Annotated in this window: 23 protein-coding genes; 14 read left to right on the top strand and 9 right to left on the bottom strand. The window is 73.7% G+C overall.

The features are described from left to right. Positions 1-75: 75 nt before the first annotated feature. The 6 genes from Q6350_RS00970 to Q6350_RS00945 are packed head-to-tail and all read left to right on the top strand — an operon-like array spanning position 76 to position 5,048. Positions 76-1,044 carry a pseudouridine synthase gene (locus Q6350_RS00970; protein WP_305064747.1) on the top strand — a complete coding sequence of 323 codons (969 nt, stop codon included), beginning with the start codon at positions 76-78 and terminating at the stop codon, positions 1,042-1,044. 13 nt (positions 1,045-1,057) lie between these two features. Then, positions 1,058-2,332, top strand: coding sequence for an alanine racemase (gene alr, locus Q6350_RS00965; protein ID WP_305064746.1), 1,275 nt, complete (start codon positions 1,058-1,060; stop codon positions 2,330-2,332). Further along, a complete protein-coding gene (gene tsaE / locus Q6350_RS00960; protein ID WP_304606778.1) occupies positions 2,325-2,867 on the top strand; it encodes a tRNA (adenosine(37)-N6)-threonylcarbamoyltransferase complex ATPase subunit type 1 TsaE in 543 nt (180 codons plus the stop codon). Before alr ends, tsaE begins: the two co-directional genes overlap by 8 nt. A gap of 26 nt (positions 2,868-2,893) precedes the next feature. Further along, positions 2,894-3,625, top strand: coding sequence for a tRNA (adenosine(37)-N6)-threonylcarbamoyltransferase complex dimerization subunit type 1 TsaB (gene tsaB, locus Q6350_RS00955; RefSeq protein WP_171246370.1), 732 nt, complete (start codon positions 2,894-2,896; stop codon positions 3,623-3,625). Further along, positions 3,622-4,173: a ribosomal protein S18-alanine N-acetyltransferase gene (rimI, locus tag Q6350_RS00950; protein ID WP_304602503.1), complete on the top strand. Its 552-nt coding sequence runs from the start codon at positions 3,622-3,624 to the stop codon at positions 4,171-4,173. Before tsaB ends, rimI begins: the two co-directional genes overlap by 4 nt. A gap of 8 nt (positions 4,174-4,181) precedes the next feature. Further along, positions 4,182-5,048: a sulfurtransferase gene (locus tag Q6350_RS00945; protein ID WP_304602502.1), complete on the top strand. Its 867-nt coding sequence runs from the start codon at positions 4,182-4,184 to the stop codon at positions 5,046-5,048. A gap of 100 nt (positions 5,049-5,148) precedes the next feature. Here Q6350_RS00945 and Q6350_RS00940 read toward each other — a convergent pair whose 3' ends face one another. Further along, positions 5,149-5,769: a malonic semialdehyde reductase gene (locus tag Q6350_RS00940; RefSeq protein ID WP_171246368.1), complete on the bottom strand. Its 621-nt coding sequence runs from the start codon at positions 5,767-5,769 to the stop codon at positions 5,149-5,151. Positions 5,770-5,874: 105 nt separating this feature from the next. Here Q6350_RS00940 and tsaD point away from each other — a divergent pair, with 105 nt between their 5' ends. Beyond that, a complete protein-coding gene (tsaD, locus tag Q6350_RS00935; protein ID WP_305064742.1) occupies positions 5,875-6,918 on the top strand; it encodes a tRNA (adenosine(37)-N6)-threonylcarbamoyltransferase complex transferase subunit TsaD in 1,044 nt (347 codons plus the stop codon). Between the two features lie 10 nt (positions 6,919-6,928). Here the strand turns inward: tsaD and Q6350_RS00930 are convergent, their stop codons facing one another. Beyond that, a complete protein-coding gene (locus tag Q6350_RS00930; RefSeq protein WP_305064740.1) occupies positions 6,929-8,086 on the bottom strand; it encodes a glutamate--cysteine ligase in 1,158 nt (385 codons plus the stop codon). Positions 8,087-8,132: 46 nt separating this feature from the next. Continuing rightward, a complete protein-coding gene (locus Q6350_RS00925; RefSeq protein ID WP_305064738.1) occupies positions 8,133-9,359 on the bottom strand; it encodes a class I SAM-dependent methyltransferase in 1,227 nt (408 codons plus the stop codon). Positions 9,360-9,534: 175 nt separating this feature from the next. Between Q6350_RS00925 and groES the strand changes: the two genes are divergently transcribed. Beyond that, positions 9,535-9,831 (top strand): co-chaperone GroES, encoded by a 297-nt coding sequence (groES, locus tag Q6350_RS00920; RefSeq protein WP_171246364.1) that lies wholly within the window; start codon positions 9,535-9,537, stop codon positions 9,829-9,831. Between the two features lie 149 nt (positions 9,832-9,980). Here the strand turns inward: groES and Q6350_RS00915 are convergent, their stop codons facing one another. Further along, a complete protein-coding gene (locus Q6350_RS00915) occupies positions 9,981-10,280 on the bottom strand; it encodes a WhiB family transcriptional regulator (RefSeq protein WP_171246363.1) in 300 nt (99 codons plus the stop codon). 202 nt (positions 10,281-10,482) lie between these two features. Between Q6350_RS00915 and Q6350_RS00910 the strand changes: the two genes are divergently transcribed. Continuing rightward, entirely contained in the window at positions 10,483-11,592 is a 1,110-nt protein-coding gene (locus Q6350_RS00910; RefSeq protein ID WP_304602497.1) for a MerR family transcriptional regulator, read from the top strand. A gap of 90 nt (positions 11,593-11,682) precedes the next feature. Next, the gene (guaB, locus tag Q6350_RS00905) at positions 11,683-13,200 is read left to right on the top strand and encodes an IMP dehydrogenase (RefSeq protein ID WP_304602496.1); all 1,518 of its coding nucleotides are present in this window, start codon (positions 11,683-11,685) and stop codon (positions 13,198-13,200) included. Positions 13,201-13,229: 29 nt separating this feature from the next. On the opposite strand, the gene Q6350_RS00900 is transcribed toward guaB, so the two are convergent. Further along, positions 13,230-13,952: an exonuclease domain-containing protein gene (locus Q6350_RS00900; protein WP_304603072.1), complete on the bottom strand. Its 723-nt coding sequence runs from the start codon at positions 13,950-13,952 to the stop codon at positions 13,230-13,232. Between the two features lie 76 nt (positions 13,953-14,028). On the opposite strand from Q6350_RS00900, the gene Q6350_RS00895 reads away from it, so the two are divergent. Genes Q6350_RS00895 through Q6350_RS00885 form a run of 3 tightly spaced genes read left to right on the top strand, consistent with a single transcriptional unit; the run spans position 14,029 to position 17,313 of the window. Continuing rightward, complete coding sequence (locus tag Q6350_RS00895; RefSeq protein ID WP_171246360.1) at positions 14,029-15,153, top strand: GuaB3 family IMP dehydrogenase-related protein; 1,125 nt, start codon at positions 14,029-14,031, stop codon at positions 15,151-15,153. Further along, entirely contained in the window at positions 15,150-15,632 is a 483-nt protein-coding gene (locus tag Q6350_RS00890) for a GNAT family acetyltransferase (RefSeq protein WP_304602495.1), read from the top strand. The genes Q6350_RS00895 and Q6350_RS00890 overlap by 4 nt, the downstream gene beginning before the upstream one ends. Positions 15,633-15,690: 58 nt before the next feature. After that, positions 15,691-17,313: a succinic semialdehyde dehydrogenase gene (locus Q6350_RS00885; RefSeq protein WP_171246358.1), complete on the top strand. Its 1,623-nt coding sequence runs from the start codon at positions 15,691-15,693 to the stop codon at positions 17,311-17,313. A gap of 21 nt (positions 17,314-17,334) precedes the next feature. Here Q6350_RS00885 and Q6350_RS00880 read toward each other — a convergent pair whose 3' ends face one another. After that, positions 17,335-18,300, bottom strand: a complete 966-nt coding sequence (locus tag Q6350_RS00880) for a DUF4031 domain-containing protein (RefSeq protein WP_305064731.1) — start codon at positions 18,298-18,300, stop codon at positions 17,335-17,337. A gap of 186 nt (positions 18,301-18,486) precedes the next feature. Between Q6350_RS00880 and Q6350_RS00875 the strand changes: the two genes are divergently transcribed. After that, positions 18,487-19,035, top strand: a complete 549-nt coding sequence (locus Q6350_RS00875) for a gluconokinase (protein WP_304606787.1) — start codon at positions 18,487-18,489, stop codon at positions 19,033-19,035. 19 nt (positions 19,036-19,054) lie between these two features. On the opposite strand, the gene Q6350_RS00870 is transcribed toward Q6350_RS00875, so the two are convergent. From Q6350_RS00870 to Q6350_RS00860, 3 genes are all read right to left on the bottom strand, one after another. Continuing rightward, positions 19,055-20,326 (bottom strand): acetate/propionate family kinase, encoded by a 1,272-nt coding sequence (locus Q6350_RS00870; RefSeq protein ID WP_305064729.1) that lies wholly within the window; start codon positions 20,324-20,326, stop codon positions 19,055-19,057. Further along, positions 20,323-22,440: a phosphate acetyltransferase gene (gene pta / locus Q6350_RS00865; protein ID WP_369810804.1), complete on the bottom strand. Its 2,118-nt coding sequence runs from the start codon at positions 22,438-22,440 to the stop codon at positions 20,323-20,325. Before pta ends, Q6350_RS00870 begins: the two co-directional genes overlap by 4 nt. A 146-nt stretch (positions 22,441-22,586) precedes the next feature. Continuing rightward, positions 22,587-25,061, bottom strand: coding sequence for a phosphoketolase (locus Q6350_RS00860; protein ID WP_305064727.1), 2,475 nt, complete (start codon positions 25,059-25,061; stop codon positions 22,587-22,589). Between the last annotated feature and the right edge of the window lie 92 nt (positions 25,062-25,153).

Below are 25,153 nucleotides of genomic sequence, written 5' to 3'. Positions count from 1 at the left end.
GTCTGTGCCGGGGCCGGGCCCCTGCCCAGGGTCCGGCGCCTTACGGGGTCATGACGGCGCGCGAGAATGGGTGCCATGCCGTCCCCGCGCAAGCACGTCCCGCCCCTGCCGGTGCGGGACGGCCTGAACCCCACCCGGCTCGTGCTGCCGCACGACGACGCCGCCGTGGCGCGGTACGCCACGGCCGCCGGGTACCTGCTGGCGCGGTTCCCCGACGACGCCGACCGGCTGCGGGACAAGCTGGCCGCGGGCGAGGTCGTCACGGGGGACGGCACACCCGTCACGCGGGACACCCCCTACGAACCGCGGGGGTTCCTCTACCTGTACCGGGACCCGCCGGCCGACGAACCCGCCGTGCCGGCGCTCGCGGACCTCGAGGTGCTCCACCGGGACGAGAACCTGCTGGTGGTCGACAAACCGCACCGGGTCGCCACCATGCCGCGCGGCCGCTGGGTCACCCAGACGGTGCTGACGCGGCTGCGGCGCGAGCTGGACCTGCCGGACCTCGTCCCCGCCCACCGCCTCGACCGCCCGACGGCGGGTGTGCTGGTGCTGACGGTCCGGCCCGAGGTCCGCGGGCCCTACCAGCTCGTCTTCCAGGAGCGGCGCGTCCGCAAGGTGTACGAGGCCGTCGCCCCGCTGCCGGACGGGTCCGACGGCACCGGGTTCCCGCGCACGGTCCGCTCGCGCATCGTCAAGCGCCGCGGCGTCGTGCGCGCCGAGGAGGTGCCCGGCGAGCCCAACGCCGAGTCGTGGATCGACCTGGTGGACCGCGACGAGCGGCGAGGGCTGGGGCTGTACCGCCTCGAGCCGCACACCGGCAAGACGCACCAGCTCCGGCTGCACATGGCCGGTCTGGGGCTGCCGATCCGGCACGACCCGTTCTGGCCCGTGCTGCGGGCCGGGGCCGACGACGGCGCGGACGACCGCGGTGAACCCTTGCAGCTGCTGGCTCGCTCGCTGAGGTTCGACGACCCGCTGACCGGTGAGCGGCGCACGTTCACCTCCCGCCGTCGGCTGGGCGACTGGCCCACGGGCCAGTGAGAGAATCGCCACCGTGACGACTCCCGCCTTCGCCGACGGCACCCCTGCCCGCGCGATCGTCGACCTCGACGCGATCCGCGACAACGTCCGCGCGCTGCGCGGCCACGCGCCGTCGGCGGACCTCATGGCGGTCGTCAAGGCCGACGGCTACGGACACGGGATGCTCCCGGCGGCCCGCGCCGCGCTGGCCGGCGGGGCGACGTGGCTGGGTGTGGCGACCGCCGAGGAGGCGTTCGCCCTGCGGGCGGGGCTCGACACCGACGTGCCCGTGCTGGTCTGGCTGCTCGTGCCCGGGGCGCCGTTCGCCGAGCTGATCACCGCGGACGTGGACGTGACCGTGGTGGCGCCGTGGGCGCTCGAGGAGGTCGCGGCCGGGGCGCGCGCGGCCGGGCGGACCGCCCGGGTGCACGTCAAGGTCGACACGGGGCTGTCCCGCAACGGTGTCGCGATGCGCGACCTGCCGGCGGTGGTCCGCCGGGCCGCCGAGCTCGAGGCGTCGGGCGAGCTGCGGGTCGTCGGTGTGTTCTCCCACCTGGCCTGCGCGGACGAACCCGGACACCCGTCGATCGACCGCCAGGGCGCGGCGTTCGACGACGCGCTGGCGCAGGTCGCACGGGCCGGGCTGCGCCCCGAGGTGCGGCACCTGGCGAACTCCGCGGCGACCCTGACCCGCCCGGACCTGCATCACGACCTCGTCCGCCCCGGGATCTCCGTGTACGGCAACTCGCCCGGCCCGGGCGTCGGCCCGCCGGGACGGTTCGGGCTGCGGCCGGCGATGACTCTCGAGTCGCGGCTGGCCAACGTCAAGCAGGTGGCCGCCGGCGAGGGCGTCTCCTACGGTCACACCTACACCACGACGCAGGACACGACCGTCGGGCTCGTCCCGCTGGGGTACGGTGACGGCGTCCCCCGGCACGGCTCCGGCGGTGCCGGCAGCCCGGGAGCGCCCGTGGCCGTCGGCGACGGGGCCACCGCCCGCGTGCTGCGGGTGGCGGGGCGGGTCTGCATGGACCAGTTCGTCCTGGACCTCGGGCCCGGTGCCACCGAACGCGCCGGCGACCTGGTGACCCTGTTCGGCGCCTCGGACGGGGTGGCGCACGGGTCGCCGCTGCCGAACGCCCAGGACTGGGCCGAGGCCGCCGGGACCATCAGCTATGAGATCGTGACGCGGCTGGCGCCGCGCGTGCCCCGCGTGTACGTCCCCGCGGCCGGGACGGGCGCGATCGGCACGCCCGCGCCGGCCCCGACCGGAGACGACCCCGAAGGAGAGAGGCAGAGCCGTGAGTGACGTCGTCGCGCAGGTGGAGCTGGAGCTGCCGGGTGCCGCGGACGCCCGGGCGCTGGGCGGAGCCCTGTCCGGCCTGCTCCGCGCCGGGGACCTGGTGATCCTCACCGGTGACCTCGGAGCGGGCAAGACCACCCTCACCCAGGGCCTGGGCCGGGCGCTGAACGTGCGGGGGCAGATCGCGTCCCCGACGTTCATCGTCGCCCGGGAGCACCCGCCGCTGCGGCGCCAGGACGGCACGACCGGTCCGGCGCTGGTGCACGTGGACGCCTACCGGCTGGGCGGGTTGGACGAGCTGGACGCCCTGGACCTGGACTCCTCCCTCGACGAGTCGGTGACCGTCGTCGAGTGGGGCCGCGGGCTGGCCGAGGCCCTCACCGAGGACCGTCTCGAGGTCGACCTGCAGCGGCCTCGCGGCGGCGAGGTGGACCCGGAGCACCCCGAGGCCGGTGTCCGGCGCGCCACGGTGCGCGCCGTGGGCCCGCGCTGGGCCGGCGTCGACCTCACCCGCCTGGTGCCGCGCCCGCGCCCGAGCTGATCCCCCGCTCGCCGTAGGCTGGTCCCGTGGCTGTTCTCGCGATCGACACCTCCGCCGCCGTCTCCGTCGCCGTGGTCGACGACGACGGTGGCCGCCTCGCCGTCCGCAACGCCGACGAGCGCCGACGGCACGCCGAGTCCCTCGCCCCCCTCATCGCCGACGCCCTGGCCGCGGCGGGGCTCGAGCGCACCGACCTGACGGCCGTCGTCGGTGGCACCGGACCCGCACCGTTCACCGGTCTGCGCGTCGGGCTGGTCACGGCCCGCACGCTGGCGCTGAGCCTGGGGATCGACGTCCTCGGCGTGCCGAGCATCGACGCGCTCGCGGTGGAGGCCGTCGCCGACCTCGGCCTCGACCCCGGCGACGAGGTGCTCGTGGCCACCGACGCGCGGCGCAAGGAGGTCTACTGGGCCCGGTACCGCGTCGTGGCGCACGAGGGCCCGCACGGTGTGCCGGTCGTCGCGGTGGAGCGCGGTCCGGAGGTCGGCCGGGCGGCCGACGTGGCGGCCTCCCAGCTCGACCCGCCGACGGCGGACGGCGCCCGGCTCGCCGTCGTGGGCGAGGGTGCGGGTCTCTACCCGGACCACCTGGTGGCCGACGAGGACGCCCCCGTCCTGCCGGACGCGACCGTGCTCGCCCGGCTGGCCCTGGCCCGTCGGGCCGAGGGCGTCGACCAGCCGACCGAGCCGCTGTACCTGCGCCGTCCGGACGTGCAGGAGCCGGCCGGGGCCAAGCGCGCCACCGGGGGAGCGGCATGACGGACCGTCCCGTGTCGGTGCGGCTGCGGCCGCTGGTGAGCAGCGACTTCGACCGGGTCCTCCAGCTCGAGCACGAGCTGTTCGGACCGGGGGCGTGGACGTACGGCATGCTGGCCGACGAGCTGGCCGGGCTCGGGCGCTGGTACGTCGTGGCGGAGCTCGACGGTCCGGACGCCGTGGGGCTCGGGCCGGGACGACGTCCCGTGGTCGGGTACGCCGGGTTGTGGTTCGACGGTGACGTCGCCCAGGTGATGACCATCGGCACGGCCCGTGAGTACCAGGGGCGCGGCGTGGGCCGGCGACTCCTGCAGGCTCTCGTGGACCGGTCGCGACAGCTGCGTGCCGAGGCGCTGCTGCTCGAGGTCGCCGTGGACAACGACAGCGCGCTCGCGCTCTACGGGCAGTTCGGGTTCGAGCAGCTCGGCCTCCGCAAGCGCTACTACCAGCCGGAGGGCACGGACGCCTACACGATGCGTCTGGACCTGTCGGTCCCCGAGGACCCCTCGCCGGGCACGCGGGCGACGACCGGTGCCGGCGGTGCCGCGTGACGCGCCGGGTGACGTCCCCGGCACGTGACCGGGTGCTCGTCGACGCGGACACGGTCGCCGCCGACCTGCAGCTCGGCGGCCTGCAGGACCCGTTCGGCGGCGCGCCGTTGCTGCTGGACGTGCGTTGGGCGCTGGGCCGGACCGACGGTCTGGACCGCTACGAGGCCGGTCACCTGCCGGGTGCGGTCTACGTGGACCTCGAGGCCGAGCTCGCCGCGGTGCCGTCGCCGGAGGCCGGACGGCACCCGCTGCCGTCCGCCGCGGAGTTCCAGGAGTCCGCCCGGGGGTGGGGTGTCTGCTCCGACTCCCGCGTCGTGGTGTACGACGAGGTGGGCGGCACCTCCGCCGCCCGGGCGTGGTGGCTGCTGCGCTGGTTCGGTCACGACGCCGTGCGCATCCTCGACGGCGGGCTCGAGGCGTGGCGCCGGGCGGGCCACCCCCTCGAGGTCGGGATCACCCGCCGGGTGCCCGGCGACATGGTGGCGCACCCCGGGGGCATGCCGGTGCTGGACGCCGACGACGCGGCGGACCTGGCGACCTCGGGTGTGCTCCTCGACGCCCGGGCCGCCGAGCGGTACCGCGGCGAGGTCGAACCCGTCGACCCGCAGGCGGGCCACGTCCCGGGCGCCGTCTCGGCGCCGACGACGGAGAACCTGGACGACGAGGGCGCCTTCCGCAGCGAGGCGGAGCTGCGTGCCCGGTTCACCTCCCTCGGGGTGAGGCCGGACGCGACGGTGGGCGTCTACTGCGGGTCCGGGGTGACCGCGGCGCACGAGATCGCCGCCCTGGCGTCGATCGGCGTGCCGGCGGCCCTCTACCCGGGGTCCTGGTCCCAGTGGTCGAACGACCCGGGCCGCCCGGTCGCCGTCTCCTGACGCAGGGCTCCCAGCACCCGCGACAACGCTGTGGGTATGAGATCGGCAGCCCCGAACCCGTCCGGGGCTGCCGATCTCATACCCACAGCAGAGGGCGGTCTCAGAGGGTGCGGGAGACCTGCTCCAGGTCGAGGCGCGGCCCGCGGGGGTGCGGCGAGCCCTCGCCGTCGGCCTCGCCGACGTTGACGACCATCAGCGACCGCCAGCCGGACTCCGCGAAGAACTCCCGGTCGATGCCGTCGGCGTCCATGCCGTCCATGGGCCCGGCCGCGAGACCGGCGGCGCGCAGCGCGACGATCAGGTACCCGGCCTGCAGCAGGGCGTTCTTGCGCGCCATCTGCTCGCGGACCTCTGCCGCGGGGGCGAGCTGCTCGCGGATCCCGGGGTAGACCGGGAAGAGCTCGTCGAGGTGCTCGTGGAACGCCGGGTCGGCGGCCAGGACGAGGGAGACCGGCGCGGCCTCGACCTTCGCCTTGTTGCCGCCGCCCATGTGCTCGACCAGCCGCTGCTTCGCCTCGGGGCTGCGCACGACCAGCAGGCGCAGGGGCAGGGTGTTCATCGCGGTCGGACCGAGCTTGGCCAGGTCCCAGGCGGCCTGCAGCTGAGCGTCGGTGACCTCGGCGCCGGTCCACTGCGAGGTGGAGCGGGCGTGACGGAAGAGGCGGTCGGCGGACGCCTCGTCGACGGCGAGGGGGGCGGTCTCGAGCAGGGTGTCGGTCATGTCCGTGGGGAACCGTCCATGCGTTCGCATGATTCCTGGCGGCCGGCGTGGCGTTGGTCACGACGGTTCCGGAGAGGGGCCGGCGGTGGTGACAGAATGTGGGCCATGGCTGATCCCCTGGTCCTCGGCATCGAGACGTCCTGCGACGAGACCGGTGTCGCCCTGGTGCGCGGAGACGAGCTCCTGTTCGACGCCGTGGCGAGCTCCATGGACGAGCACGCCCGCTACGGCGGCATCATCCCGGAGGTGGCCAGCCGTGCCCACCTCGAGGCGATGACCCCCACGATCCGGCGGGCGCTCGGCGAGGCCGACGTCGACCTGTCGGAGATCGACGCCGTCGCGGTCACCGCCGGTCCTGGCCTGGTGGGCCCGCTGACGATCGGTGCCAGCGCGGCCAAGGCGCTCTCGATCGGTCTCGGCAAGCCGCTGTACGGCGTCAACCACGTCATCGGGCACGCGGCGGTGAACCAGCTCGTCGACGGGCCGTTCACCGAGCGGTCGATGGCGCTGGTCGTCTCCGGCGGCCACAGCTCGCTGCTGCTCGTCGACGACATCGCCACGGACGTCACCGAGCTCGGCTCGACGCTCGACGATGCCGCGGGGGAGGCCTTCGACAAGGTCGGGCGGCTGCTCGGGCTGCCCTACCCGGGCGGCCCGCACATCGACCGGCTCGCGCGCGAGGGGGACCCGGAGGCGATCCGGTTCCCCCGCGGCCTGACGGCGCGCAAGGACCAGGCGAAGCACGCCTACGACTTCAGCTTCTCCGGCCTCAAGACGGCCGTCGCCCGCTGGGTCGAGGCCCGGCAGGACGCCGGCAAGGAGGTCCCCGTGGCCGACGTCGCGGCCTCCTTCGCCGCCGCCGTCGCGGACGTGCTCACCGCCAAGACCATCGCGGCCTGCCGTGCCCACGACGTCGGGACGCTCATCATCGGCGGCGGCTTCTCGGCCAACAGCCAGCTGCGGGACATGGCGGCCGAACGCTGCGCCGCGGCGGGGATCGACCTGCGCATCCCCCCGATCCGCTACTGCACCGACAACGGGGCGATGATCGCCGCGCTGGGGTCCGCCGTCGTGCGGGCCGGGCTGCCGCCGTCGGACCTGGACATCGGGGTGGACTCCTCGATGCCGCTGACCACCATCACCGTCTAGCGGCCGCGGGTCACTCCGCGGCGGACGGCGTCAGCGGGTGGCCGGCGTGCAGCTCGGCCACCAGGGAGCGCACCACGGCCTCGAGCCCGGTCTGGCCACCGCCGTGCGCCGCGGCCACGGCGCGCTGGCGCTGGTAGGAGGCGCCGTGGCGGACGATGTCCCGGATCCGGTCGAGCTCCGGGGCGCAGCCGAGACGTTCGGCCACGGGGGCCAGCTCCTCGAGCAGCCGGGGCAGCGCGTCGGTGAGGAGCTCCTCGTTCCCGTCGGCGTCCAGGATGATGATGGCGTCCATGCCGTAGCGCGCCGCCCGCCACTTGTTCTCGTGGACGAACCACCGCGGCATCGTCGGCAGCGGCCGGCCCTCGTCGAGCAGCGTCGAGAAGTGCTCGACCAGGCAGTGCACCAGGGCCCCGAGCGAGGCCAGCTCGGTCACGTTGGACGTGCCGTCGCAGATGCGGACCTCGACGGTGCCGAAGTGCGGGGCGGGCCGCACGTCCCACCGGACCTCGGTGAAGTCGTCGATGACGCCGGTCTTGAGCATGTCGGCGGTGTACCGCTCCAGCTCGCTCCACTCGGTGAACTGGTAGGGCAGCCCCGCCGTCGGCAGCTGCTGGAACAGCAGCGCACGCATCGAGGCGTAGCCGGTGTCGGCGGCGTCCCAGTACGGCGACGACGCCGACAGCGCCTGCAGGTGCGCGACGTGGACCAGCAGCGAGCGCAGGATGGGCAGCACCTTGGCCCGGTCCTCGACGCCGACGTGCATGTGCACGCCGTAGACCACCTGCTGGCGGCCCCAGACCTGGGCGCGGTCGACCACGGTGGCGTACCGCTCCTTGTCGGTCACCTGCTGCTGCGACCAGGGCGCGAAGGGGTGGGTGCCGGCACCCATGAGCTCGGCCCGCATGGGGCGGATGACCTCCTGGACCCGGGCGAGCCCGTTCTCGAGGTCGGCGATCGCCCCGGGGACGGTGGCGCACACGTCCGAGACGATCTCCACGGTGTTGCGCAGGAACTCGGGCTTGACGTGCCGGGCCCGCGCGTCGGGGCCGAGCTCGGCCATGACGGCAGGGGCCACCTGGCGCAGGATGCCGGAGTCGGCGTCGACGAGCGCCAGCTCCCACTCGAGGCCGACGCTCGATCGCCGGGAGGGCTGGAACTCCAGGACCATGCAGCCATGCTTCCACGCGTGGTGGCGGTGCACCACGGGGCCGGGATCAGCCCCCCAGCGGCTCCACCACGAGGACGTGCTGACGCCCGGCGACGCGGGTCAGCACCAGCGTGGCCTCGGCGTCCCCCCGGAGGGAGAGCTGGGCCCGCAGCTGCTCGGGGGTCACGGCGGTGCCGCGTTTCTTCACGGTCAGCCGGCCGACGCCCCGTTCGCGCAGGTAGGCCTTGAGCCGTTTGAGGTTGAACGGCATGACGTCCAGCACCCGGTAGCCGGTGGCCAGCGGCGCGGTGCCCGGGGGAGGCGCCGCCGCCGGGGCGTCGGTGGTGACGTAGGCGATGGTCCGGTCCACCAGCCGGCCGTCGAGCTCGGCGGCGGCGTGCGCGACGAGCCCGGCGCGGACCACGGCCCCGTCCGGCTCGTACAGGTACGAGCCGACCGCCCCGACGTCGGGGGCGAGGTCGACGCCCTCGGCGCCGGGACGCACGAGCCGCGAGACGGTGCCGCCGTCCTCGGTGCGCAGGATCAGGGCCGAGCGTCCGGGGCCGTCGGGCGCGAGCGGCCCGAACCACAGGCCGGCCTCGACGACGTCGCCGTCCACGGAGACCCACTGGGTCTCGGCGTCCTCGGGCAGGCCCTGATGGCCGATGCCGGGGCCGACCTTGATGCCGATGGCGGGGACCTGGTCCCGCAGCCCCCACACGGCGTCCAGCGGCGGGGCCCAGGCCGACGGGTCGAACACGCGCCGGCCGCCGCGCGTCCGGCGGGCCGGGTCGGCGTACACCCCGTCGACGCCCTCGGCGACCAGGTCCAGCGCCAGCCCGTCCCCGTGGCGGACCTCGGCCTCGGGAAAGGCTCGCAGGTTCACGGTCGCCAGCGCGGCGGTGACCTCGTCGACGTCGGTGGCCAGCACCTGCAGGCCCACGCCCGCGAAGGCGAGGGCGTCGGCGCCGAGACCGCAGGTCAGGTCGGCGACCTTGTGCACCTCCGCGGCCAGGTACCGGCGGGCGTGCACGGCGGCGACGGTCAGCCGGGTCGCCTGCTCCAGCCCGTCCGGCGTGAACAGCATCCCGTCGGCGAACGGGCCGAGCTTGGCCCGGGCACGGGCGCGGAGCCGGGACTGCGTGAGGGCCGCGGCCGCGAGGTCCGGATCGACACCCTCGGCGCGCATCCGCGTCGCCAGGGCCATGGCCTGCGACTCCTCGTACGGGGGGAGGTCGTTGAGCAGGGTCCAGCCCTCGGGGCTGAGAAGCTTGCTGAGCGAGGCCACGTCCATCCGTCCATGCTCTCAGGCCGTCCCGACGGGACCGCTTCTGGCACTCGACTTGTCAGAGTGCTAAGGGCTGCCTAGATTTGGTCCCAGCGCACGCGCTGTGCCGGCACCCGCGACGACGGACAGCGGCCGGGCGCGACCCAGTCAACGCTAGTCATCGCGAACAAGGAGGTCCGACGTGTCGGTCCCCATCAAGCCGCTCGAGGACCGGATCGTCGTCAAGGCCGTCGAGGCCGAGACCACGACCGCTTCCGGCCTGGTCATCCCGGACACCGCCAAGGAGAAGCCCCAGGAGGGCGAGGTCCTGGCCGTGGGTGACGGCCGCTTCAACGACAAGGGCGAGCGCGTCCCGGTCGACGTGAAGGTCGGCGACAAGGTCATCTACAGCAAGTTCGGCGGCACCGAGGTCAAGTACGCCGGGGAGGACTACCTGGTCCTGTCCTCGCGCGACATCCTCGCCGTCGTCGTCGGCTGACGCCGCGACGCCGGGCGGGAGCCCTGGCCTGACGGCCGGGTCCCCCTCCCCGCACGAGAGCCCCGCACCGATCCGGTGCGGGGCTCTCGTCGTCTGCTCGGACGGGGGCGCGGGCGAGGGGGTGCGACCGGCCGTCGACCGAGGTCGGTTCAGCTCGCCTTCTTGTGCTCGCGGTCGCGACCGCTGAGGATCGCCGACCGCTCGTCCTCGCTCAGGCCGCCCCAGACGCCGTACGGCTCCCGGACCCGCAGCGACTGCTCGCGGCACTCCATCATCACCGGGCAGCTGCGGCAGATCGCCTTGGCGGCCTCCGCGCGTCGTCGGCGGGTGGATCCGCGCTCACCCTCGGGGTGGAAGAAGAGGGTGTCGTCCGCGTCACGGCACGACCCCTGGTACTGCCACTCCCACAACTCCATAACCGGTCCTGGCAACCGCGAGATCTCCGTCATGGCGAACAACCTACAAGTTGTGCAGAAGTTGTTCAAGTAGCAGGTCGACCCGATTGAAGTGGGTGTGGGTGAAAAGGGGTGACCAGGGCCTGAACCGCTTGCTATCGCTTCATGACCAGGTTCGATGATCGATTCGGACTCAAGGTGAGACGGGCCACCCGGCGCGGTGGCGGTCCCGGGAACCCCTGGGCAGAATCGACGCATGACCCGTTCGCGACCCGTCCAGGATGCCGGGGCTACGCGTCCGTCCGGCCCCGGGCTCGCGGTCGCGGCCGTCGCGCGGCGCCTCGGCGTGGCCCCCGCCACGCTGCGCACGTGGGACCGTCGTTACGGTCTCGGCCCCTCGGACCGCACGGCCGGCTCCCACCGGCGCTACACCCCCGAGGACGTCGCCCGGCTGCTCGTCATGCGACGGCTCACGCTCGAGGGCGTCGCCCCGGTCGACGCCGCCCAGGCCGCCCTCGAGGCGGACGTCGACGAGCTCGAGGAGGCCCGTCGGTCCGCGCCGCCGAGCCCGCCCGAGGACGCGGCCGCCGACGAGGCCGAGGAGTCCGCGGACTCGGCGGACTCCGCCGCCCGAGCAGGGCGGGCCCACCTGCGGGCGCTGCCCGGTGGCGGCCAGGGAGGCCGCGGCGCCGGCGCGCAGCAGGGGCAGCAGGCGTCCGGCAGGGTCTCCGCCGTGGTGGACGCGGCGCTCGCCTACGACCAGGCGCGGTGCGACGACCTGGTGCGCATCCCGCCGCACGGCGACCCCGCCGCCTGGTGGGCGCAGCTGCTCGAACCGGCGTGGAGCCGCGTGGCCGAGCGGACCGTGCTGGCCGGGCCCGGCGCCGTCCCCGAGATCGTCCTCGCGACGGCCGCGCTGCAGGCGCTGCGATCCTTCACCGAGGCCTTCGAGCAGTCCGTGGTCCAGAACGGCGGGCCGCCGGCCAACCACCCCAGCCGGATGCGCAACATCGTGCTCATCTTCGCGGGTCCCGACGAGACCGTGCCGCTGTCCGCGCACGCCCTCGCCGCCGCGCTGACGGCCAAGGGCAAGACGGCGCGGATCGTCACCGGGCCGGCCAGTGCCCGGCGGTCCCTGGAGCTGGTCACGATGGTGCGGCCCGCCGCGCTGGTCCTGGCCACCGGGCAGCGTCGACCGGACCTCGACGTCGTGCACGCCGTGCACGACGGGTTCCCCGAGCTGCCGATCTTCGTCGGGCTGCGACGGGACGACGCCGCCAGCGAGCTGCCGCTGGCCGCCCAGGTCCAGCGCGTGCGCTCCTTCACCGGCCTGCTGCACGAGGTCCTGGCGGTCATCGGCGCCTGACCCGGCCGGCCGGCCGGGGCGTCGGCGGGAGGCGCCGCGGTGTGACGGAGACCGCGGCCGACCCCTCCGTGCGCGCCGTAGACTCGGGACATGACGGAGACGACCTCGCCCGCCCACGATCCGTTCGGCTTCCTGGGGCTGACCTATGACGACGTCCTCCTGCTGCCCGGCTACTCGGACCTGGCGCCCTCGGACATCGACACCACCTCGCGCCTGACGCGGGAGATCTCGCTACGGACCCCGCTCGTCTCCGCCGCGATGGACACGGTGACCGAGTCCCGGATGGCCATCGCGATGGCCCGGCAGGGCGGTCTGGGCGTGCTGCACCGCAACCTCTCGATCGAGGACCAGGCGTACCAGGTGGACCTGGTCAAGCGGACGCAGACGGGGATCATCTCGAACCCCGTGACGATCGGTCCGGACGCCACCCTGGAGCAGCTCGACCAGCGGGCGGGGGAGTACCGGGTCTCCGGGTTCCCCGTGCTGGACGAGGCCGGCCGTCTCGTCGGCATCGTCACGAACCGCGACCTGCGCTTCACCCCGGTGGCCGAGTGGGCGGAGACGACCGTCGCCGACGTCATGACCCGGCAGCCGTTGATCACCGGCGACGCCGGCATCTCCCGCGAGGACGCCACCGCCCTGCTGCGCAAGCACAAGCTCGAGCGGCTCCCGCTGGTCGACGACGACGGACGCCTCGCCGGCCTCATCACGGTCAAGGACTTCGTCAAGTCCGAGCAGTTCCCCAACGCCTCCAAGGACTCCCAGGGCCGGCTCCTCGTCGGTGCCGCCATCGGCTACTTCGGTGACGCGTGGCAGCGGGCCACGACGCTCATCGACGCCGGTGTCGACGTGCTCGTCGCGGACACGGCCCACGGCAACGTCCGCATGCTCATCGACATGGTGCGCGCGCTGAAGTCCGACCCGGCGACGCGCCACGTCCAGGTCATCGGCGGGAACGTGGCCACCCAGGACGGGGCCCAGGCGTTCGTCGACGCCGGCGCGGACGCCGTCAAGGTCGGCGTCGGCCCCGGGTCGATCTGCACCACCCGCGTGGTGACCGGCGTCGGCGTCCCGCAGATCACGGCGATCCACGAGGCGTCGCGGGCCGCGCGCCCGGCCGGGGTCCCGGTCATCGCCGACGGCGGCATGCGTCACTCGGGCGAGATCGGCAAGGCCCTCGTGGCCGGCGCCGAGACGGTCATGCTCGGGTCGATGCTCGCCGGCACGGAGGAGTCGCCCGGCGAGACCATCCTCATCAACGGCAAGCAGTTCAAGGCCTACCGGGGCATGGGCTCGATGGGCGCGATGTCCTCGCGCGGCAAGAAGTCCTACTCGAAGGACCGCTACTTCCAGGCGGAGGTCACGAGCGACGACATGATCGTGCCCGAGGGTGTCGAGGGCCAGGTGCCCTACAAGGGCACGCTCGGGACCGTGGCCCACCAGCTCGTCGGCGGGCTGCACCAGACGATGTTCTACGTCGGTGCGCGCACCGTGCCGGAGCTGCAGGAGAAGGGCAAGTTCGTGCGGATCACCTCGGCCTCGCTGGCGGAGTCCCACCCGCACGACATCAAGATGACCGTCGAGGCGCCGAACTACAAGGTCGGCTGACCTCGCCCGGCGGCGCGGCCGCCGTCCGGTCAGCCGGCGGCGCGCGGTGTGGTGGGCCAGGACGTGGACGCGCCGGGTCCCGGCAGACCCTTGCGGTCGCGCCAGGCGTTGAAGTTCTCCGCCCACGAGCGGTGGGCGTCGCGCTGCGCCGCGTGCAGGGCGTCGAGCGCCACCGAGCGCAGGTCGGGGAACCGCAGCACCTGCGCGTCCAGCACGTCGAGGGTGGCCAGCACGTCCACGTCGGCGCTGTGCAGCTCGCCGTCGCCGACCACGCCGTAGAGCTCGCACAGGTCGCCTAGCCGACGCTTCCCCCGGCGGTACCGGTCCTGCCACCGGTCGATCACGAGCGGGTCCAGCACGGGGGCGACGGGCCGTCCGAGCCGCTCCGGCAGGGTCGGCAGGCCGTGGCGCGCCAGCTCGGCGTCGAGCAGCGTCAGGTCGAACGCGGCGTTGTAGGCCACGACCGGGACGTCCTCGCGCAGGTGCGTGGTGAGCAGCGCGGCGATCTCCTCGAGCGCCTCGGCCGGGGCGACGCCGTGCGCGCGGGCGTGCTCGGTCGTCACCCCGTGGATCGCCGCCGCCTCCTCGGGGATCTCGACCCCGGGGTCGATCAGCCAGGTGCGGACCTCGGTCGTCAGCGGCGTGCGGAGCACGACGGCCGCCGTGACGACGCGGTCCTGGTGCACGTCGACGCCGGTCGTCTCGGTGTCGAACCCGAGCAGCGGCCCGACGGTCCAGCCGGCGTCGTCCATGTCGATCCCCTCTCGTGTCCTCACGTCGGTGACGATGCCACGGGCCACCGACACGGCGGCCGGTAGGCTGACCCGTGTGAGCAACGAGATCGAGATCGGACGTGGCAAGCGCGGGCGTCGCGCCTTCTCCTTCGACGACGTGGCGGTGGTCCCCTCGCGCCGGACGCGCGACCCGCGGGACGTCTCCACCGGGTGGCAGATCGACGCCTACCACTTCGACCTGCCGATCGTGGCGGCGCCGATGGACTCGGTGATGAGCCCGGCCACCGCGGTCGCGCTGGGCAACCTGGGTGGTCTGGGGGTGCTCGACCTCGAGGGCCTGTGGACCCGCTACGACGACCCGGCCCCGCTCCTGGCGGAGATCCGTGCGCTGCCCGCCGCGGAGGCGACGCGGCGCATGCAGGAGATCTACGCCGAGCCGATCAAGTCGGAGCTCATCACCCAGCGGCTCAAGGAGATCCGCGCCGCGGGGGTCACCGTGGCCGGCGCGCTGTCGCCGCAGCGGATCCAGGAGCACTACCAGACCGTGCTCGACGCCGGGGTGGACCTGTTCGTCATCCGGGGCACCACCGTCTCGGCCGAGCACGTCTCGACCAGCGCCGAGCCGCTCAACCTCAAGCGGTTCATCTACGAGCTCGACGTGCCCGTCGTGGTCGGCGGCGCGGCCAGCTACACCGCCGCCCTGCACCTGATGCGCACCGGGGCGGCCGGCGTGCTCGTCGGGTTCGGCGGCGGTGCCGCGCACACCACCCGCGTCGGCCTCGGCATCCACGCGCCGATGGCCACCGCGGTCTCGGACGTCGCGGCGGCCCGCCGCGACTACCTCGACGAGTCCGGCGGTCGGTACGTGCACGTGATCGCCGACGGCGGCGTGGGTCACTCGGGAGACATCGTCCGGGCCATCGCCTGCGGGGCCGACGCCGTGATGCTCGGTGCCGCGCTGGCACGCGCCTCCGAGGCGCCCGGCGAGGGGTGGCACTGGGGCCCCGAGGCCCACCACGCCCAGCTCCCGCGCGGCGAGCGGGTCGAGGTCGGCACCGCCGGGACGCTGGAGGAGATCCTCTTCGGCCCCGGGCACACCGCCGACGGCACGACGAACCTCGTCGGCGCGCTGCGCCGCGCGATGGCCACCACGGGCTACTCCGACCTCAAGGAGTTCCAGCGCGTCGAGGTCGTCGTCTCGCCGTACCAGCCGCGGTGAGCGGACCCGTGCCGGCCGGGCCACCGGTCAGGCAGGGACCGCCGTCGCGGGTGCGGGTCACGGAGATCGGTGACGACGACGTCGAGGGCGTCGTCGGCCTGTGGCGGGCCTGCGACCTGACCCGGCCCTGGAACGACCCGTACCGGGACATCGCCGACGCGCGGGCCCACCCCGCCGCGACGGTGCTCGTCGCACGGGACGGGGACGTCGTCGTCGGCTCCGTGCTGGCCGGGTACGAGGGGCACCGCGGCTGGCTCTACTACGTGGCCGTGGATCCCGACCGGCGGACGACGGGGCTCGGTCGGACCGTGGTCGAGGCGGCCGAGACGTGGCTGCGACGGGCGGGCGCGCGCAAGGTCCGCCTCATGGTGCGCAGCGCCAACACCGCGGTGCTGGGGTTCTACGAGCACCTCGGGTACGTCGACCAGGAGACGCGCGTGCTCGGGCGGACGCTCGACGACCCGCGCCGAGCGGGGTGAAGATCCCCGCCGACCTGCGGTGACACGGATGTCACCTGGTCCGCGTAGGCTGTCGCCCATGGCAACTGCGCACGAGGGCGACGGTGCTCTGGGGGACGTCATCGACCCGGAGCTGCCCGCCTCCACCTACGTCCTGGAGCCCGAGATCGTGGCCCCGCTGGTCCGCCGCGTCGTGACCTCCCACGGCGCGGGGACCCACCGCAGCGAGCTGCCGTTCACCGGTGCGCCGCTGGCGGCCGTCCCGCTGTCGAGCCCGCAGGACGTCGTCGGAGCGACCCGGGCGGCGCGGGCCGCTCAGCACGACTGGGCCGCCCTGCCGCTGCGCGAGCGCGCCCGCGTGCTCGACCGGCTCGGGGTGCTCGTGCTCGAGCGGCAGTCCGAGATCCTCGACCTGATCCAGATGGAGTCGGGCAAGTCGCGCCGCAACGCCTTCGAGGAGGTCGCCGACATCGCGCAGACCTGCCGGCACTTCGTGCGCCGTGCGGAGCGCTACCTCGCCGACCGGCGCGAACCCGGGGCCCTGTCGGTCCTCACCGGGGTGCGCGTGCACCGCCGGCCGGTGGGCGTCGTGGGGATCATCGCCCCGTGGAACTTCCCGCTGACCCTGGCCCTGTCCGAGACCGTCCCCGCCCTGCTGGCGGGCAACGCCGTCGTGCTCAAGCCGGACCCGCAGACCACCCTGTCGGCGCTGTGGGCGTCCGAGCTCCTGGCCGAGGCGGGGCTGCCGGACGACCTCTTCGCCGTGGTCGCGGGCGGCGCGGACATCGGGGCGGAGCTGGTGGACCACGTCGACCACGTCGCGTTCACCGGCTCCACCGAGACCGGGCGGAAGATCGCGGCCCGGGCGGGGGAGCGGCTGATCGGGGCGACCCTCGAGCTCGGTGGCAAGAACCCGCTGTACGTCGCGGCCGACGCCGACCTGGACCGTGCCGTGCCCGGCGTGCTGCGCGCCTGCTTCACGAACGCCGGCCAGCTGTGCATGTCGAGCGAGCGCCTCGTGCTGCACGAACGGATCGCCGAGAGGTTCCTCGAGCGGTTCGTGCCGGCGGTGCGGGCACTGACCCTGGGCACCGGCCTGGACTACACGGCCGACGTCGGCTCGCTCGTCTCGGCCGACCAGCTCGAGCGGGTGGCGGGGCACGTCGACGACGCCCTGGCCAAGGGCGCCCGGGCCCTGGTCGGTGCGGTCCACCGCAGCGACGTCGGTCCGTACTTCTACGCCCCGACCGTGCTCGACGACGTCCCGGACGACGCCGCGTGCCGGCACGAGGAGACGTTCGGCCCGGTCGTGGCCGTGACCCGGGTCGGTGGCGACGACGAGGCGGTGCGCGTCATGAACGACACGCACTTCGGCCTGCACGCCTCGATCTGGTCGACCGACGTCGCCCGTGCCCGGCGCCTCGCGGCCCGGGTCGAGACCGGCACGGTCGTCGTCAACGACGGCTACCTGCACGCCTGGGGCTCGGCCGCGGCACCCATGGGCGGGATGAAGGCCTCCGGCCTGGGCCGGCGGCACGGCCGGGAGGCGATCGAGGCGGTGACCGAGACGCAGAGCGTCGTCGCGCAGCGCGGGCACGGTCTCGGGATCTCGGTGGATGCCCTGTACGAGCTCGGCGGGGACGTGCCCAGCCGGGTGCTCACGGGTGCGCTGCGGGCGATGCGGCGCCTCCGGATGCCCTGACGGACGCCCTGACCCGCCGTCTCACGCGGTGAGCGCGGCCAGCTCGGCGCGCAGGTTCTCCGCGGCACGGGCGGCCCATCGCCGGCGGCCGGCCTCCGTGCGGAACAACCCGCGTCCGGTGTGCAGGGCGAGCAGCCCCTCGAGCACCGCGGCGCGCCCGGCCCGGAAGGCGCCGTCGTCGACGTGGCCGTACTCGGCGCGCACCTGGGCGGTGTATCGCGCGTAGCGCGCCGGTGTGGCGCCGAGGACCGCGAGGTCGGCGTCGCTGACGAGCGCACCGACGTGGTCGGTGGGAGCCGGGTCGTGGTCGACCGTCACCCGGACGAGCCGTGCGACCTCCTCCGCCTGCTCGTCACCCGGGGGTCCCGGCGTGCGGGACGCCTCGCGTTCGTCGCGGCACGGCGGCAGCAGGGTGCGCGCGAGCGCTGCCGACTCCTCCTCGTCGGCCGGGGTGGCGCCGTCGTGCACGGCGTCGTGGAACCACAGGGCGAGCGCCGCGAGCCGCCCGGCCCCGTCCGTGGTCTCCGCGGTCCCGGCGGCCAGCAGCCCGTCCAGGGCGTCGAGGGTGTCGGCCAGGTGCAGCCGCGAGTGGTAGACGCGGTGCGGTTCGCCCCAACGCTCGACGAGCTCCTCGCCGACGGCGGCGGTCGCCCCGGCCGGCGTCGCTCCCTGGTCCACCCACAGCCGCGCCCACCGGGCCCGCAACGCCGCCGGCCTGGCGCGGGCCCGCTCCCACCCGGGGACCCGCAGGCCGGAGGCGGCGAGCGCCGACGACAGCTCGCGTCCCACGACGGGCACGGCGCCGGCGGCGACCAGGTCGTCGTACCGGTCGGCGGGTACGTCGTAGTGGTCGAGGTCGAAGCCGCGGTCCGGGATGCCGGCGGCGCGGGCGAAGGTCCGCAGCTCGTGCAGGGACCGGTCCGAGACCAGGTGGGACCAGTGGCGGCCGTGCGCGGGCCAGAGCGGCGGGTCGACGAGGACCGTCACGACGTCTCGCCGCTGGTGATCGACCGCCCGACCGCGTGGAGCACGGTGCTGTGCAGGGCGGACGTCGGCATGCGGTGAGCCTATCGACGTCGCCGTCGGACGCAACGGGTGCTGCCGGTGCCTTGTCGAAGGCGTCACCCATGGGCGATGCTCGGGGCACGCACCCCCGACCCGGAAGTCGAACCGATGGACCCCGACGCCACCACCCTGGAGAGTCCTGCCGATCCCGACACCGTCGGGCACGTCGTCGTCATGGGCGTCTCCGGCTCGGGCAAGACCACGGTCGCCACGCACCTGGCCGACCGCCTCGGTGTCACCTCCGCGGAGGGTGACGAGTTCCATCCCGCGGCGAACCTCGCGAAGATGGCCGCCGGGACACCGCTCACCGACGCGGACCGTGCCCCGTGGCTCGCCACGATCCGCGACTGGCTCAGCGCCGAGGCCGACGCGGGCCGTCCCGGCATCGTCACCTGCTCCGCCCTGCGCCGTGCCTACCGTGACGTGCTGCGCGACGCTCGCGGGCAGGTGCGGTTCGTGCACCTGGACGGCCCGCCCGAGCTCCTCGCCGAGCGGATGGGAGGACGGACGGGGCACTTCATGCCCGCGACCCTGCTGTCCTCGCAGCTCGCCACGCTCGAACCGCTCCAGGCCGACGAGGACGGGATCGTCGTCGGCGTCGCCGCGGAACCCGCCGACATCGTCGACACCGTCGTCGACCGGCTCGACCTCGCCTGAGCCGGCCGACGCGCCGCCGTCAGCCGGCCGTGACCGCCGACGAGGGGTCCAGGCCGTCGACGGCCTCGACGCTCTGCCGCGCGATCGCCAGCTCCTCCATCGTGGGGACCACCATGACCAGCGTCCGGGCCCAGTCGGGGGAGATGATGCGCTCCCCGCCACGAGCGGCGTTGCGGTCGTCGTCGACGGCGATCCCCAGCGCCTCCAGGTCCGCGCAGACCGCGGCCCGCACCGCGGCGTCGTTCTCGCCGACCCCCGCGGTGAACGCGATGACGTCCACGCGGCCCAGCAGCGCCGTGTAGGCGCCCACGTACTTGCGCAGCCGGTGGATGTACACGTCGAAGGCCAGGGCGGCGTCCTCGTCACCCTCCTCGACGAGCCGGTGCAGCTCGCGGAAGTCGTTGACGCCGGACAGTCCCAGCACCCCCGAGCGCTTGTTGAGCAGGGTGTCGAGCTCGTCGACGCTCATCCCGGCGTTGCGTGCCAGGTGGAACACCACCGCCGGGTCGATGTCGCCGGAGCGGGTGCCCATGACCAGGCCCTCCAGCGGTGTGAGGCCCATCGAGGTGTCGATCGGGACGCCCCCGCGCACGGCCGATGCCGACGCCCCGTTGCCCAGGTGGAGCACGATCGTGTTGAGGTCCTCGACCCGCCGGCCCAGCACCCGGGCCACCTTGCCGGCCACGTACTGGTGGCTCGTGCCGTGGAAGCCGTAGCGCCGCACGGCGTGCTCGCGCGCGACCTCACGGTCGATGGCGTAGGTGTAGGCCTCCGCGGGCAGCGCCTGGAAGAAGGCCGTGTCGAACACCGCCACGTGCGGCACGTCGCCGAGCAGGTCACGCGCCACCCGGATGCCCTGGAGGTTCGCCGGGTTGTGCAACGGGGCCAGCGGGACCAGGGCCTCGATGCGTTCGATGACGCCGTCGTCGACCACGGCCGGGCCGGAGAACTCCGCCCCGCCGTGCACCACGCGGTGCCCGACGGCGTGGATCCCCGCCTCGCTCAGCGGGGGGCCGGCCTCGTCGAACATGCCCAGCGCGAGCTTCAGCGCGTCGCCGTGGTCGGCGACCTCCAGCTCCCGGCGCGTACGGTTCCCGGCGTAGGTGTGGGTGACGATCCCGCTCGGCTCGCCGATCCGCTCGACCGTCCCTGCCGCGATCGCCTCGCCGCCCACCGGGTTGACCAGCTGGTACTTCAACGAGGACGACCCCGAGTTCAGCACCAGCACCGAACCGTGCGCCCCGTAGGCGCTGTACGGGTTCGGTCGCTCCGAGGCGGGCAGGATGCTCATGCGGTCTCTCCGTTCGACGTCGACTGGGCCTGGATCGCGGTGATCGCGACCGTGTTCACGATGTCGGCCACGAGCGCCCCGCGCGAGAGGTCGTTGACCGGCTTGTTGAGCCCCTGCAGGACCGGGCCGATCGCCACGGCGCCGGCGGAGCGCTGCACGGCCTTGTAGGTGTTGTTGCCGGTGTTCAGGTCCGGGAAGATGAAGACGCTCGCCTTGCCGGCCACCGAGGAGTCCGGCAGCTTCGAGGCGGCCACGGAGGCGTCCACGGCGGCGTCGTACTGGATCGGGCCCTCCACGGACAGCTCGGGGTGCCGCTCCTGGACGAGCGCGGTCGCCGCGCGCACCTTGTCGACGTCCGCGCCGGACCCGGAGGTCCCGGTGGAGTAGGACAGCATGGCCACCCGCGGGTCGACGCCGAACTGCTCGGCCGTGGCGGCCGAGGAGGCCGCGATGTCGGCGAGCTGCTCGGCCGTCGGGTCGGGGTTCACGGCACAGTCGCCGTAGGCGAGCACCCGGTCCGGCAGGCACATGAGGAACACCGAGGACACGACGGAGACGCCGGGCTGGGTCTTGATGATCTCGAACGACGGGCGGATCGTGTGCGCCGTCGTGTGCGCCGCGCCGGAGACCATGCCGTCGGCCAGGCCCAGGTGCACCATCATCGTGCCGAAGTAGGAGACGTCCGTGACGATCTCGCGTGCCCGCTCGACCGTCATGCCCTTGCGGGCGCGCAGGTGGGCGTACTCGGCGGCGAACGTCTCCACGTGTTCCGGGTCGGTCGGGGACAGCACCTGCGCGTCGGTGATGTCCAGCCCCAGCTCGGCGGCACGCTTCCGGATCGCGGCCTCGTCGCCCAGGATCGTGAGGTCCGCGATGCCGCGGGCGAGCACGGTCGAGGCCGCGCGCAGGATCCGGTCGTCGTCGCCCTCGGGCAGGACGACGCGGCGGCGGTCGGCGCGGGCCCTCTCGATGAGCTCGTGCTCGAACATCAGCGGGGTGACGACGGGCGTCCGCTCCACGGCCAGCCGTTCCAGCAGCTCGTCGCCGTCGATGCTCTGCTCGAACATCGCGCGGGCCACGTCGTGCTTGCGCTGGGCGTCGGGGGACATCCGGCCCCGGGTGCGCGACGCCGTCCGCGCGACCTCGTAGGTGTCGTGCGCGGTCGCGATGATCGGCACGTGGGGCTGCAGCGCGGCGGCGAGCTGACCGGTGCGTCCCGTCGGCCGGTGCCCCCCGGTGAGGATGATCCCCGCCAGCGAGGGGAAACGGTCGGCCGCCTGCACGGCCAGCAGGCCGAGCAGGATGTCCGTCCGGTCGCCCGGGGTGATCACCACGGTGCCGTCGGCGAGGCGGCCGAGCATGTGCTCGAAGGTCATGGCCCCGACGATGAGGTCGAGGGCCTCGCGGGACATCAGGTCCCGGTCGCCCAGCAGCAGCGTGCCGTCGACCGCCTCGGCGAGCTGCGCGACCGTCGGCGCTCCGAGGAAGGGCTCCTCGCCGATCACCCAGGCGGGCAGGTCCTCGCCCGGGAACCGGGCGACCGTCGCCGCGTCGGCGTCGCGCACCGCGCCCTCGGCCCGGTTGACGACGACGCCGACGGGTTGGGCGTGGTTGGCGCGCAGCTCGGCCAGGCTGAGCCGGGTCAGGGTCGTGACCTCGTCGATCCCGCGGTCGCGCCCGGAGACGACGAGCAGCACGGGGGAGTCGAGGTTGGCGGCCACGCGGGCGTTGAACGACAGCTCGGTGGCGCCCGAGACGTCGGTGTAGTCGGTCCCGAGGATGACGACGGCGTCGCACTGCGCGGCCACCCGGTGGTACCGCTCGACGATCCGCGACAGCGCGGCCTCGGGGTCCGCGTGGACGTCGTCGTAGGTCACACCGACGGTCTCCGCGTAGGTGAGGTCCACGCCGTCGTGCTCGAGCATCAGCTCCAGGACGTGGTCGCGCAGCGACGTGCCGCCGTCGGGCGACGGGCGCTCGGGGACGCGGGAGACGGCGCGGAAGACGCCGACACGCTGCACCTGGCGGACCAGGAGGTCGAGCACCCCCAGCGCGACGGTGGACTTGCCGGTGTCCCCCTCTGGGGAGGCGATGTAGATGCTGCGAGTGCTCACTGCCTGCCTGCTTCTCTGTGCTGGGCGGTGGTCAACCCCATTCCACCGCATCGGGACGGACGGTGCACCGATTCCGGACGTCGGGTGCGTCACGCCCAGGACGGCGTGCGCGGCGGTGGGCACGGGGCCCGCCGCCGCGCACGCGGTCACTCGTTGTCGCCGCCGGTGTCCTGCATGCCGGCAGCCCCCTCGCCGACCAACCGGCGGGCCCCGGGCCACACCCAGTCGCGCACCTCGGGGATGTCCTCGCCGTGCTCACGGGTGTACTGGCGGGCGGCCAGGCGCTGGTCGACCATCCGCTGGCGCAGGCCAGCGACCTTCGAGCCCAGTCCCGGCACCCGGTCGATCACGTCGATCACCAGGTGGTACCGGTCGATGTCGTTGAGCATCGCCATGTCGAAGGGGGTGGTCGTGGTGCCCTCCTCCTTGTACCCGCGCACGTGGATGTTGCCGTGGTTGCGCCGGCGGTACGTGAGCCGGTGGATGAGCCAGGGGTAGCCGTGGTAGTTGAAGACCACCGGCCGGTCGGGCGTGAACAGCCCGTCGAAGTCCTTGTCCGAGAGCCCGTGCGGGTGCTCGTGCTCGTCCTGGAGCCGCATGAGGTCGACGACGTTGACCACGCGCACCTTGAGGTCCGGCAGCTCGGTGCGCAGGATGTCCGCGGCGGCCAGCACCTCGAGGGTGGGCACGTCGCCGGCGCAGCCGAGCACGACGTCCGGGTCCTCGCCGTGCACCTCGGTGCCGGCCCACTCCCAGATGCCGAGCCCGCGGGTGCAGTGCGCGATCGCGTCGTCCATGGACAGGAACTGCGGGGCCGGCTGCTTGCCGGCCACGACGACGTTGACGTACTGGCGGCTGCGCAGGCAGTGGTCGTACGTGCTGAGCAGCGTGTTGGCGTCCGGCGGCAGGTACACCCGCACGATCTCGGCCTTCTTGTTGACCACGTGGTCGATGAAGCCCGGGTCCTGGTGGCTGAAGCCGTTGTGGTCCTGACGCCACACGTGGCTGGACAGCAGGTAGTTGAGGCTCGCGATCGGCCGCCGCCACGGGATGTGGTTGGTCACCTTGAGCCACTTGGCGTGCTGGTTGAACATCGAGTCGACGATGTGGATGAACGCCTCGTAGCTGGTGAACAGGCCGTGGCGGCCGGTGAGCAGGTAGCCCTCCAGCCAGCCCTGGCACTGGTGCTCGGACAGCATCTCCATGACCCGGCCGGCGCGTGCCATGTGCTCGTCGACGTCCGGGCCGTAGAAGTCGGCGTTCCACTGCTTGTCCGTCGTCTCGTAGACCGCCTGCAGCCGGTTCGACGCCGTCTCGTCGGGTCCGAAGATGCGGAAGTTGTCCGGGTTGCGGCGCACCACCTCGTTCAGCCACGAACCGAGGACGCGGGTCGACTCCGCCACGGCACCGCCCGGCTCGGGCACGTCGACGGCGAAGCGGCGGAAGTCGGGCATGCGCAGGTCCTTGAGCAGCCGCCCGCCGTTGGCGTACGGGGTCGCGCTCATCCGCAGGTCGCCGGTCGGGGCCTGGGCCGCGATCTCCTCGCGCAGCCGGCCCGCGTCGTCGAACAGCTCCTCGGGGCGGTAGGACTGCAGCCAGTCGCGGAGCACGTCGAGGTGTTCGGTCGTGTCGCGGGCGCTGGACAGCGGGACCTGGTGGGAGCGCCAGGAGTCCTCGGTCTTGTGACCGTCGATCTCCGGCGGGCAGGTCCAGCCCTTGGGGGTGCGGAAGACGATCATCGGCCAGGCCGGTCGCTCGTCGTTCCCGGCGGCGGCGTCGGCCTTGATGCGGGCGATGTGGTCCATCACCTCGTCGAGCAGCTGGGCGAAGCGCCGGTGCACGGCCGCGTGGTCCTCCCCGTCGAAACCGCCCGTGAAGAAGTACGGGGTGTGCCCGTAGCCGACCATCAGAGCGCGCAGCTCGTCGTCGCTGATGCGGCTCAGCACCGTGGGGTTGGCGATCTTGTACCCGTTGAGGTGCAGGATCGGCAGGACGACACCGTCGGTGCGGGGGTTGACGAACTTGTTGGAGTGCCAGCTGGTCGCCAGCGGCCCGGTCTCGGCCTCGCCGTCGCCGACGACGGCGGCGACCAGCAGGTCGGGGTTGTCGAACGCCGCGCCGTAGGCGTGCGAGAGCGCGTAGCCGAGCTCGCCGCCCTCGTGGATCGATCCCGGGGTCTCCGGGGCGACGTGGCTGGGGATCCCGCCGGGGAACGAGAACTGCCGGAACAGCCGGCGCATGCCCTCGGCGTCCTGGGTGATGTCGCTGTAGGTCTCGGTGTAGGTGCCCTCGAGGTAGGTGTTCGCCACCAGGCCGGGTCCGCCGTGGCCGGGGCCCGCCACGTAGACCGTCGACTGCTCGCGCTCGCGAATCGTCCGGTTGAGGTGCGCATAGAGGAAGTTGAGACCCGGCGTGGTGCCCCAGTGCCCGAGGAGGCGGGGCTTGACGTCGTCGCGCGTCAGCTCCTCACGCAGCAGCGGGTTGCTCAGCAGGTAGATCTGGCCGACCGAGAGGTAGTTGGCCGCGCGCCACCACTGGTCGAGCCGGTCGACGTCGGTGTCCGACAGCTCGGTGACACCGGTGGCCGGCCAGGTCGTGGTGCTCGGGGTCGTCGTGCTCATCTGCCACTCCTCCGCTCGGGACGTCAGGGCCGTGCTCGTGACCTCATTCCACCGCACCCGGGGCCCGAGTGCAGGGGGAGGACAGGATGGCG

Origin of the sequence: Isoptericola sp. b515 (assembly GCF_030588125.1) — a bacterium.
Taxonomy (GTDB): Bacteria; Actinomycetota; Actinomycetes; order Actinomycetales; family Cellulomonadaceae; genus Isoptericola; species Isoptericola sediminis.
The sequence above is the reverse complement of the archived record's forward strand: the minus strand, read 5'-3'. Positions and strand labels throughout refer to the sequence as shown.